The following is a 10,735-nucleotide window of genomic DNA, read 5'->3' on the forward strand; positions in this document are numbered from 1 at the left end:
TTTGACATTTAATGAGTATAAGAAAATCAACTAAGAGGAATCTGATGTCGACAATTCAAACTATGTCCCTTGAGGACATTATGGGAGAGCGTTTTGGACGCTATTCGAAATATGTCATTCAGGATCGGGCCTTGCCAGATATTCGGGATGGTCTGAAACCTGTTCAACGCCGGATTCTTTATTCCATGAATAAAGACGGCAATACGTTTGAGAAAGGCTACCGCAAGTCGGCCAAGGCTGTCGGAAATATTATGGGGAATTTTCATCCGCATGGGGATTCGTCTATTTACGATGCCATGGTGCGGATGAGTCAGGACTGGAAAAACCGTGAAATCTTGGTCGAAATGCACGGGAACAATGGTTCCATGGATGGGGATCCACCTGCCGCCATGCGGTATACGGAATCCCGCCTGTCCGAGATTTCAGACTACCTGCTTCTGGATATTGACAAGGAAACGGTTCCCTTTGCCTGGAACTTTGATGATACAGAAAAAGAACCAACGGTTCTCCCGGCGGCCTTTCCCAATCTATTAGTAAATGGGGCTACAGGGATTTCAGCTGGTTATGCGACGGACATTCCGCCTCATAACCTCGCCGAGGTTATCGATGCTGTGGTCTATCTGATCGACCACCCCAATGCCAAACTGGACAAGTTGATGACCTTCCTCCCGGGACCCGATTTCCCTACTGGTGGAATTGTTCAAGGCAAGGATGAAATACGTAAGGCTTACGAAACTGGAAAAGGGCGCGTTGTAGTTCGTGCCAGAACAGAAATCGAAGCTCTTAAAGGTGGGAAGCAACAGATTGTGGTGACGGAGTTGCCGTATGAAGTCAATAAAGCCAGTCTGGTTAAAAAGATTGATGATATCCGTTTGGGTAATAAGGTTGCTGGAATCGCTGAAGTTCGGGATGAAACTGACCGTTCAGGTTTGCGGATTGCCATCGAGTTGAAAAAGGATGCCAATGCTGAATTGATTTTAAATTACTTGTTCAAGTACAGCGACCTGCAAATCAACTACAATTTTAATATGGTGGCCATTGACCATTCCACTCCACGACAAGTTGGTCTGCATCGCATTCTGACCAGCTATATTCAGCATCGCCAAGAAGTGATTCTGGCTCGTAGTCGTTTTGAAAAAACGAAAGCGGAAAAACGCCTTCATATTGTAGAGGGTTTAATCCGGGTGGTATCGATCTTGGATGAAGTCATTGCCTTGATTCGCCAATCGGAGAATAAGGCAGATGCCAAGAAAAATCTAGAAGCCACTTATGACTTCACGTCGGAACAAGCGGAAGCGATTGTCACCTTGCAACTCTATCGCTTAACCAATACAGATGTGCAAATCCTGCTGGCTGAGCAAAGTGAATTGGAAGAGACGATTCAAACCTTGCAAGCGATCATTGGGGACGAAGGAACCCTCTTTAACCTCATGAAAAAAGAGCTGCGACAGGTTAAAAAGACTTTTGCTTCTCCTCGCTTATCAGAGTTACAAGATCAGGCTCAGACGATTGAGATTGATAGTTCCAGCTTGATTGTGGCTGAGGATACCTATGTGTCAGTGACAAAGGCAGGCTACATCAAGAGAACCAGTCCTCGTTCCTTCTCTGCTTCTAACCTAGAGGAGATGGGCAAGCGGGAGGATGACCATTTAATCCTCTTGGCGTCCTGTCAAACAACTCAGCACCTTTTGCTTTTTACCAATAAGGGAAATGTCATCTATCGCCCAGTTCATGAGCTGGCGGATATTCGTTGGAAGGATTTAGGCGAGCATCTGAGTCAATCCATCACGAATTTCGGCAAGGAGGAAGAGATTGTCTTTGCGCACATTGTGTCGGATTTTGAAGCAGGGACTTATGTGGTTGCTAGTCAATCTGGTCAAATCAAGCGTTTGGCGCTCTCAGAAATCAAACCTTGGCGGACCTATAAGTCTAAATCAACGGTGTATATGAAACTCAAGGGTGAGCAAGACCAGGTTATCTCCGTCTCGCCAATTGAGCAAGAGTCTATTTTGGCCATCAGTCACTTGGGCTACGCGCTACACTTTGCTGCTGAAGAGGTTCCTCAAGTCGGTGCCAAAGCAGCGGGTGTTAAGGCGATGAACCTCAAAGCAGATGATTGGCTGGTAGCGGCTTTCCCAGTTACCTCGGAGACCTTCTATCTGCTCACGCAACGAGGTGCCATTAAGGCCAATCGTGTAACGGACTTCCCACTAGCTGGTCGAGCTGGTCGTGGTTTACAAGTCTTGAAAGAATTGAAGAAAGCACCCCATCGTGTCTTTATGGCAGGACCAATTTCTGTCGATGGACCTGGACTTTTGGAAGTTTTGGATCAAAGCGGGCAAACCTATCCAGTTGAACTAGCACACGTAAGTCTCTTAGAGCGAACTTCAAACGGTAGTTTCATTGATGAAAAGTTGGCAGAAGCTGGTGTAGCGGAAGCCTACTTGAAAGTGGAAGAAGCTGAAACTGTAACTATCTAAAATTGAATCTCAAAAAACCAACCCCATGTGAGGTTGGTTTTTTTGCAAGTGCAGAGTCTATTTATTTTCCTAAACAGAATTGGGAGAAGAGTTGTGTAATGAGTTCATCCGGTGCTGCATCTCCGGTAATCTCTCCGAGAATTTCCCAAGTTCGCGTTAAATCGACTTGAAGAAGATCTACAGGCATGCCGAGTTCTAGGCCTTCGTTCACAGACTGGAGACTGGCTACAGCTTTTTCAATGAGACTAATGTGACGAGAATTTGACAGGTAGGTGGCATCTTGCTCGACCAGACCAGCATTTTCGAAAAAGAGTTGATTAATCCGTTCTTCAATCGCTTCCAAGTTATCTTGTGTCAGCACAGAAATAGGGATTGCATCTGCGGGCACTTGATCCTTTTCAATATTGGACTCTAAATCTGTTTTGTTGAGGAGAACAATTCGATTCATATCCTGAGTTATTTCCAAGAGTTGACGATCTTGATCTGTCAAAGCTTGATTCGAGTTTAGAACGAGTAGAACCAAATCTGCTTCAGCTAAAGCTTTGCGGGAGCGTTCAACCCCAATTTGCTCAACAATATCCTCGGTTTCACGGATTCCCGCTGTATCAATGAGTTTGAGCGGAATGCCTTGGATATTGACATACTCCTCAATGACATCCCGTGTCGTACCTGCAATATCCGTTACAATGGCCTTATCCTCTCGCAGGAGGCTGTTGAGTAGGCTCGATTTTCCAACGTTGGGACGACCAATAATAGCAGTCGTGATCCCTTCGCGAAGGATTTTTCCTCGGCGGGCTGTCTGAAGCAGGGAGGTTAGCAACTGCTCAAAGTCTGCTGTTTTTTCTCGCAGCAGCTGAGTGGTCAGTTCCTCCACATCATCGTATTCCGGATAGTCGATGTTGACCTCAACCTGAGCCAGGGTATTTAGAATTTCCTGCCTGGTATCATTGATTAACTGCGAAAGAGAGCCATCCAATTGTTTGACTGCGATATTCATCGCCTTATCGGTTTTGGCACGGATTAAATCCATAATGGCTTCAGCTTGAGTCAGGTCAACCCTGCCGTTTAGAAAAGCGCGTTTGGTGAATTCACCCGGTTCGGCCAAACGTGCCCCTTGCCGAATCAACAGCTGAAGAATCTCGTTGGTAACAGCCACGCCGCCGTGTGTATTGATTTCGACAACATTTTCACGGGTAAAAGTCTTAGGAGCCAGCATAATGCCAACCATGACCTCATCCAGGATTTCATCTTTATCCGGATCGATAATATGTCCATAGTTTAGGGTATGACTAGCCACCTGATCCAGGTTCTTTCCCTTAAAAACTTTTTTCAAAATGGTTAAACTATCCGAACCAGAAAGTCGGACAATGCCGATGGCTCCCTCACCAAGGGGAGTGGAAATAGCGGTAATAGTATCAAATTCTTTGGTAATCATAATATGTGTTTAAAATCCTTTATTTAATAGCATTCTTGTGTTCTTTGTCCCAAATCTGGCCCAAATGTTTAGAAAATTTTTTGATTTTGTCACAGTCTGCAATCTCTTTTTTTGTAACAATGGGTGTAAGGATTGAGGGAAACAGTGGGCTCATTTATTTTTATTTAGTTAGAATTTTGTTCTCTGGCTTCCCTCACGATTGATTCAGCTTCTTCTTTAGCTACTTGAAGCAATCTTTCGGCACCTAACTTAGCTTTCCTAAGAGTTTCTTCAGCCTCGACCATTAATTTTTGCGCTTTTTCAATCTCATCCTTCTTGAGCAAAGGGAATTCGGTTCTTGATTGAAGGAGCAAATTCATAGCAATAATGGCTGATATCTAACAGGTAACTGGGGCAATGAAGAACAAACGTGAAAGAAACCATGTTCTATAATAAAACGGAGGTTGATCTTTCATAAGATCCTCCAATTCCGGGAAAGAATGTCAGTCCCTTATTCGACATAAGTATCTCTCTTTTCCTATTCTAGCATTTTCCAGTACGACTGTGTTAAACTAGAGCTAGTAACAAAGAGGAGGAAGCTAAATGACTCTAGATATCGCAATTAAAAGCTTTGAGCAATTGAGTAAGAGTGAGTTGTACGCTCTTTTGCAGGCACGTGTCCAAGTTTTTGTAGTGGAGCAAAATTGTCCCTATCAGGATATCGATGGGGTGGATGACACATGTTTGCATGCTTTGCTAAAGGAAGAAGAGGAGTTGGTCGCCTATCTTCGGATGATTCCCTTAGATAATGAAGGGAACCGCTATCAAATTGGGCGTGTTTTAACATTAACGCGAGGGAAGGGACATGGTTTTGAAGTTATGGCGCAAGCCATTGACTATTTAGTTCAGACGGGAAACTTGGAAGAGATTGTACTCGAAGCTCAGTCTTATGCCATTGGATTCTATGAAAAATTTGGTTTTCATGTGACTTCTGAGGAATTTTTGGAAGATGGAATCCCTCATGTAGAAATGAAGCGACAGTTTATATAGAGATGGGAAAATTTGAAGACAAAAGAAAAAGTTGAGATGAATTTTGGCAGTCTCAACTTTTTTTTGAAAGTTATTCAGTTCCAGTAGCTTCTCCACTGCTTGTGATTGGAACCTCGGTTGTTGCTGAATTATTGGTTTCAATTGTAGGTTCTTGACTTGAACTCTCATTAGTAGTCACTGTTTCGCTGGAGGAAGGGATTGTTTCAGTATTTCCAGTTTCTACCTGACTACTTGAACTAGGTGCTTCTGGGTTGCCTTGAATTTGGCGAATAATGGTTTGAACGGGGTTGGAATTCCCATTGGAAGGGTTGTTCCGGTTCATAAAGGTGTAGATGGTAATGGAGGCCGTAATCAAACCAAGAATACCACCAACAATGGCCAATGTTCGTTGAAAGGCATTAAGACCGGAATTTAACTTCTGTTTGGTTTTTTCTTTGTCAATGACTGGTTTCTTTGATTTTTGTTTCTTACGTCTTGATAATTCTGTCATGATGTTCTCCTTTACTCTTCCTATTATAGCTAGGGGCAGAAGAAAATTCAAGATTGAACTGGGTTCCACAGGATTAATTTGCAAAGTTTATGGTAGACTTTAGGAAGTATAAGTGTTTGAGGGCAGCAATGGTTCCTGCCGCACCTATTGAGGTATCTGAGATGTTGGGGTGCCGACCAACCAAATACTTAAAATCGACGGGAGTGGGAAAGAACTCCTTTGGTCAAAAAGAGTTCGTCTTCCCACCCCCGCACAGTTGATTAGGTTGTTTTCAGAGTCTGAACGGCGAACGAAAACACCAATAAACCACTGCGTCAAAGAGTTTCAACTAAATAAAAATTAGAGGTTGGAAATTTTTACTCAGCTTTTTTCTGTAGGAATAGGAATCTTGTTGATATTGGCACCCAGATGCTGGAAGATCGAGAAAAGGGAATGGAAGTATAACTGTAACTGACAGTCAATCGTCGTGAATTATACTGGACAAACTTCAAAATCGGAATACTCGAAAAATTTCAAAAAAATGACTAGGAAAGCCGATGATGGTAGAACTAAAGTTCACCGAAGAGGCTTGACAACGTCAGATTTTGAAGTTTAATGAATATTAAATGGAAAAAGCATTCGAGTGTGGTTGATTTTCTGAAGATTCGTTTGGTGCTTTTGACGTAGTAGCTGGGTGTTTGTCGATTTTTTTGGCTAGAGTTCCTAACCTTAACCTTGCATCCAAGTTTTGTGACTTTTGCTGCGGCTTTATCAAAAACTAGTGATATAATAGGAACATTGAAAACAAGGAGTCAGCATGATATATTTTGATAATGCGGCCACTACCCGTCCTTATCCGGAGGTCTTGGCCACCTATACAGAAATAGCTTCAAAAATTTGGGGAAATCCTTCTAGTTTGCACCGACTTGGAAATCAGGCTCATCGTTTTTTGGAGGCCTCACGTAAACAAGTTGCGGATTTAATTGGGAAGGATCCTCAGGAAATTGTTTTTACCTCTGGAGGCACCGAGGCCGACAACTGGATTCTGAAAGGTGTGGCTTTCGAGAAGCAAGATTTTGGGCGCCATATCTTGATTTCAGCGGTGGAGCATCCTGCCATTGCAGAGTCTGCCCAATGGTTGACGCAGCAGGGTTTTGAGGTGGAGCTCATTCCAGTTGACAAGACAGGGCAGATTGATGTGGAGCAGTTTGCTTCACAGATTCGACCGGATACAATCTTAGTCTCGGTTATGGCCGTGAATAATGAGATTGGTCGTATTCAACCCATTCCTGAAATTGCCAGCATTTTGGAGGCTTGGCCCAAGGTTTCACTTCACGTGGATGCAGTTCAAGCGCTTGGTAAGGTGGATCTCTCCTTATTTTTGCCGGAACGTGTTGATTTTGCGAGTTTTTCGGGTCACAAATTTCATGGGCTGCGGGGTGTAGGATTTGCTTTTCTTAAGAAGGGAAAACGGCTGTCTCCCTTGCTTACAGGTGGTGGGCAAGAGGAGAATCGCCGGTCTACTACTGAGAATCTGGCGGGCATCGGAGCTATGGCTAAGGCACTTCGCTTGGCCTTGGAGGAGCAAGACCTGGTTCAAGGACGAATGGCAGCTATCAAAGCTAGTCTTTTCCAAGAGTTGTCCAAGTATGAGGATGTAGAAATCTTTTCAGGTTTAGACGGTTATAGTTCGAATATTTTAACGTTTGGAATCAAGGGCGTTCGGGGTGAGGTACTTTTACATGCTTTGGAATCTTACGACATTTTTGTCTCTACTACCAGTGCCTGCTCAGCTAAGGCTGGAAAACCTGCGGGTACTTTGATTGCAATGGGGGTTCCTGGGAATCGTGCAAGTTCAGCCGTTCGCTTGAGTTTCTCACGGGAGAATACTATGGCACAGGTGGAACAATTTTTAACCACCTTTAAACTGATTTATCAACAGACAAGGAAAGTACGTTAAACATGCAATATTCAGAAATTATGGTGCGTTACGGGGAATTGTCCACCAAGGGGAAAAACCGTATGCGTTTTATTAAACAACTCCGCCGCAATATCAAGGATGTCCTTTCTCCTTTTCCCCAGGTAGAAATTACCGCAGATCGAGATCGGGCGCATGTCTACTTGAATGGGGCTGATTATGAAGCCGTTGCTCAAAACTTGAAAGAAGTCTTTGGGATTCAGAATTTCTCTCCCGTCTACAAGGTTGAGAAATCTATTCCGGCCTTAGAAGCGGCAGTGTTAGAGATTATGTCGTCCATCTATCAGGAAGGGATGACCTTTAAAATCTCAAGCAAGCGGAGCGATCATAGCTTCGAGCAGGATTCCCGTGAATTAAATGTGACATTGGGAGACGTTGTTTTCCGCAACTTCCCTTATGCGCAAGTTGCCATGAAGGGACCAGATATCAATCTTCAAGTGGAAATTCGAGAAGAAGCAGCCTATCTGACACATGAACGCATTCGAGCTGCTGGTGGTCTACCAGTGGGAACCTCTGGAAAGGGAATGTTGATGCTGTCTGGAGGAATCGATTCACCGGTAGCTGGTTACTTAGCCCTCAAGCGTGGTGTGGAAATTGAAGCTGTGCATTTTGCCAGTCCTCCTTATACCAGTCCTGGTGCTTTGAAGAAGGCCCATGATTTAACACGGAAATTAACCAAGTTTGGTGGCAATATTCAGTTTATTGAAGTCCCCTTCACAGAGATTCAAGAAGAAATCAAAGAAAAAGCGCCTGAAGCGTATTTGATGACCTTGACTCGTCGCTTTATGTTGCGCATCACGGATCGCATTCGAGAAGTTCGAGGTGGTCAGATTATTGTGAATGGGGAAAGTCTGGGGCAAGTTGCGAGTCAAACGGTTGAAAGTATGCAGGCTATCAACGCGGTTAGTTCCACTCCGATTATCCGTCCAGTGGTGACCATGGACAAATTGGAAATTATTGACATCGCCCAAGCCATCGATACTTTTGATATTTCCATCCAACCCTTCGAAGACTGTTGTACCATCTTTGCGCCTGATCGCCCTAAAACCAATCCAAAAATCAAAAATGTGGAGCAGTACGAACAACGTTTGGATGTTGACGGATTAGTCGAAAGAGCTGTTGCAGGTATTCAAGTTACGGAAATCACTCCTCAAGTCCAACAAGACCAAGTCGATGATTTAATTGAGGATTTGCTTTAAAAAATTGAATTTTCTCTTGCATTTTTATTTTGAATGGGGTAGAATACAAGAGTTGACTATGCACATCCTGTGCAACCGCACGAACATCGTTTTAAGTGGTTCGCCCCACGATGCTAGGCGAGTCTTCACAAAAGGGGAAACCCGAAAAATTTTATAGGAGGTGCATAATGAGCACATACGCAATTATCAAAACTGGCGGAAAACAAGTTAAGGTTGAAGTCGGTCAAGCAATCTACGTTGAGAAGTTGGACGTTGAAGCAGGTCAAGAAGTTACTTTTGACGAAGTTGTTCTTGTAGGTGGTGAAAAAACTGTCCTTGGAACTCCTGTAATCGCTGGCGCTTCTGTAGTTGGAACTGTTGAAAAACAAGGAAAACAAAAGAAAGTTGTAACTTTCAAGTACAAACCTAAAAAAGGTAGCCACCGTAAACAAGGTCACCGTCAACCTTATACAAAAGTTGTCATTAACGCAATCAACGCTTAATTAGAGGTGAACACATGATACAAGCAGTCTTTGAAAAAGCCGAAGATGGCGAGCTGAGGAGTGCAGAAATTACTGGACATGCTGCCAGTGGCGAGTACGGCTTTGATGTCGTGTGTGCGTCGGTTTCTACGCTTGCTATTAATTTTGTGAATTCAATTGAGAAATTCGCAGGCTTCGAACCGCATCTAGAATTAAACGAAACCGAGGGTGGTTTTTTACGCGTGGAGATTCCACAAAGCATTCCCCCTCATCAGAGAGAGATGGCTCAACTCTTTTTTGAATCCTTCTTTCTCGGTATGGCAAATTTGGCGGAAGACTCGTCGGAGTTTGTACAAACAAAAGTTATCACTGAAAGCTAATATGGAGGAAAACAATTATGTTGAAAATGAATCTTGCTAACTTGCAATTATTCGCCCACAAAAAAGGTGGAGGTTCCACATCTAACGGACGTGATTCACAAGCGAAACGTCTTGGAGCAAAAGCTGCTGACGGACAAACTGTAACTGGTGGATCTATTCTTTACCGTCAACGCGGTACTCACATCTACCCAGGTGTGAACGTAGGTCGCGGTGGTGACGATACACTTTTCGCTAAAGTTGAAGGTGTAGTACGCTTTGAACGTAAAGGTCGCGATAAGAAACAAGTTTCTGTTTACCCAATCGCGAAATAAGAGAGTTGGACAGAACGATATTAATTATAAAAATCGATCGTAGTCCAACCTCCGCACAGTTGATTCGGTTGTTTTCGGAGTTTGAAAACGAACGAAAACACCAATCAACCACTGCGTCATAGTGATTTCACTAACAGAAATAGGATGGTTGAGACTTTATTCAACCATTCTATCGCCTCTTTTTGATTTAAAAAAGAGGTATCCTAAATACTTATGAAATAAGGCTTTCCGTATGTTCGGAGAGCCTTATTTTTTTTGTACCCAACTTGGTACCCATATCTGTAAGTTCCGTTTGTATTCAAGTTAAGAGTAGAATCGAGAGAATTCTGAGAATTGATACTCGAATCTTTTAAAGAGATGACTGGGAAAGCCGATGATGGTGTTATACAACAGGTCTGGGAGACCTGTTGAATCCTATCGATAATGCATGCAAAGTAGATCATCAATCAGCTCACCGTCAAGCTTGACAAGGTCAGATTTTGAAATTGAATGAGCATGAGTTGATCCAAAAGGGCATTAACAATCGTTTTAGAGTCTTTTACTTTGCTTTTATTACAAAGCAGCTTGCTGATATAACTTTCCAAGAAAGTTTCAAATAAGTACGTTAGTGTAAAATAATTCTCGGTAGCCGATTGAAAAAAATAAAAAAGTCCTATATCCTAGGAAGTGCAAAATCAACCCGAAAGGATATAGAACCTATGACTATTGTATCAGAGATTTTCGAGAAATTAAAGGGGACTGTCAAAATTTATCCGAAGTTGAGGAAGTTTTTTTATTGCTTTTTTCTGAGTTATTCATAGATTATCTAAGCCACTGTCTAGAATTGCTGGATAAATTTCTGATTCAGCCCTATTTAGAAGATGGTTGGTCTATTGATCGTTTGGAGGAACGTCAGATAACCTTTTTGTTTGGTACAGTAACTTTTAAACGCCGTCGTCTTCGGAAACAAGGTGAGAAAAGTTTCATTCCTTTAGATAGGGCCTTAGGTCTGGA

Annotated in this window: 10 protein-coding genes, 1 pseudogene and 1 other annotated feature; of the genes and pseudogenes, 8 read left to right on the forward strand and 3 right to left on the reverse strand. The window is 43.0% G+C overall.

Annotation, left to right across the window (positions count from 1 at the left end; all coding sequences use genetic code 11):
• Window positions 1-44 precede the first annotated feature (44 nt).
• On the forward strand, window positions 45-2,480 hold the full coding sequence (parC, locus tag I1A59_RS06155) for a DNA topoisomerase IV subunit A (protein WP_196091916.1): 2,436 nt from the start codon (window positions 45-47) through the stop codon (window positions 2,478-2,480).
• Window positions 2,481-2,541: 61 nt separating this feature from the next.
• Here parC and mnmE read toward each other — a convergent pair whose 3' ends face one another.
• Together mnmE and I1A59_RS06165 are read right to left on the reverse strand one after the other, a co-directional pair.
• On the reverse strand, window positions 2,542-3,915 hold the full coding sequence (gene mnmE / locus I1A59_RS06160) for a tRNA uridine-5-carboxymethylaminomethyl(34) synthesis GTPase MnmE (RefSeq protein ID WP_196091917.1): 1,374 nt from the start codon (window positions 3,913-3,915) through the stop codon (window positions 2,542-2,544).
• Between the two features lie 164 nt (window positions 3,916-4,079).
• On the reverse strand, window positions 4,080-4,238 hold the full coding sequence (locus I1A59_RS06165; protein WP_196091918.1) for a hypothetical protein: 159 nt from the start codon (window positions 4,236-4,238) through the stop codon (window positions 4,080-4,082).
• A 259-nt stretch (window positions 4,239-4,497) separates the two neighbouring features.
• Between I1A59_RS06165 and I1A59_RS06170 the strand changes: the two genes are divergently transcribed.
• Window positions 4,498-4,944 carry a GNAT family N-acetyltransferase gene (locus I1A59_RS06170; RefSeq protein WP_196091919.1) on the forward strand — a complete coding sequence of 149 codons (447 nt, stop codon included), beginning with the start codon at window positions 4,498-4,500 and terminating at the stop codon, window positions 4,942-4,944.
• Window positions 4,945-5,014: 70 nt separating this feature from the next.
• Here I1A59_RS06170 and I1A59_RS06175 read toward each other — a convergent pair whose 3' ends face one another.
• Window positions 5,015-5,434, reverse strand: a complete 420-nt coding sequence (locus I1A59_RS06175; RefSeq protein WP_196091922.1) for a DUF6556 family protein — start codon at window positions 5,432-5,434, stop codon at window positions 5,015-5,017.
• 796 nt (window positions 5,435-6,230) lie between these two features.
• On the opposite strand from I1A59_RS06175, the gene I1A59_RS06180 reads away from it, so the two are divergent.
• The 6 genes and pseudogenes from I1A59_RS06180 to I1A59_RS06205 form a co-directional block, all read left to right on the forward strand.
• On the forward strand, window positions 6,231-7,373 hold the full coding sequence (locus I1A59_RS06180) for a cysteine desulfurase family protein (protein ID WP_196091920.1): 1,143 nt from the start codon (window positions 6,231-6,233) through the stop codon (window positions 7,371-7,373).
• A gap of 2 nt (window positions 7,374-7,375) precedes the next feature.
• Window positions 7,376-8,590 (forward strand): tRNA uracil 4-sulfurtransferase ThiI, encoded by a 1,215-nt coding sequence (gene thiI, locus I1A59_RS06185; protein ID WP_196091921.1) that lies wholly within the window; start codon window positions 7,376-7,378, stop codon window positions 8,588-8,590.
• A 63-nt stretch (window positions 8,591-8,653) separates the two neighbouring features.
• Window positions 8,654-8,725: a sequence feature (ribosomal protein L21 leader region), on the forward strand.
• 32 nt (window positions 8,726-8,757) lie between these two features.
• A complete protein-coding gene (rplU, locus tag I1A59_RS06190; RefSeq protein WP_135037918.1) occupies window positions 8,758-9,072 on the forward strand; it encodes a 50S ribosomal protein L21 in 315 nt (104 codons plus the stop codon).
• Window positions 9,073-9,086: 14 nt separating this feature from the next.
• Entirely contained in the window at window positions 9,087-9,431 is a 345-nt protein-coding gene (locus I1A59_RS06195) for a ribosomal-processing cysteine protease Prp (RefSeq protein WP_179924257.1), read from the forward strand.
• Window positions 9,432-9,448: 17 nt separating this feature from the next.
• Window positions 9,449-9,742, forward strand: coding sequence for a 50S ribosomal protein L27 (gene rpmA, locus I1A59_RS06200; protein WP_003032879.1), 294 nt, complete (start codon window positions 9,449-9,451; stop codon window positions 9,740-9,742).
• A gap of 805 nt (window positions 9,743-10,547) precedes the next feature.
• Window positions 10,548-10,735, forward strand: a pseudogene (locus I1A59_RS06205) (ISLre2 family transposase); the annotation flags it as partial.

Source organism: Streptococcus sp. NLN76, assembly GCF_015686645.1.
GTDB lineage: Bacteria > Bacillota > Bacilli > Lactobacillales > Streptococcaceae > Streptococcus.

Coding starts and splice junctions, on each gene's coding strand:
- parC (WP_196091916.1), top strand. CDS start 45: ATGTCGACAATTCAAACTATGTCCCTTGAGGACATTATGGGAGAGCGT.
- mnmE (WP_196091917.1), bottom strand. CDS start 3,915: ATGATTACCAAAGAATTTGATACTATTACCGCTATTTCCACTCCCCTT.
- I1A59_RS06170 (WP_196091919.1), top strand. CDS start 4,498: ATGACTCTAGATATCGCAATTAAAAGCTTTGAGCAATTGAGTAAGAGT.
- I1A59_RS06175 (WP_196091922.1), bottom strand. CDS start 5,434: ATGACAGAATTATCAAGACGTAAGAAACAAAAATCAAAGAAACCAGTC.
- I1A59_RS06180 (WP_196091920.1), top strand. CDS start 6,231: ATGATATATTTTGATAATGCGGCCACTACCCGTCCTTATCCGGAGGTC.
- thiI (WP_196091921.1), top strand. CDS start 7,376: ATGCAATATTCAGAAATTATGGTGCGTTACGGGGAATTGTCCACCAAG.
- rplU (WP_135037918.1), top strand. CDS start 8,758: ATGAGCACATACGCAATTATCAAAACTGGCGGAAAACAAGTTAAGGTT.
- I1A59_RS06195 (WP_179924257.1), top strand. CDS start 9,087: ATGATACAAGCAGTCTTTGAAAAAGCCGAAGATGGCGAGCTGAGGAGT.
- rpmA (WP_003032879.1), top strand. CDS start 9,449: ATGTTGAAAATGAATCTTGCTAACTTGCAATTATTCGCCCACAAAAAA.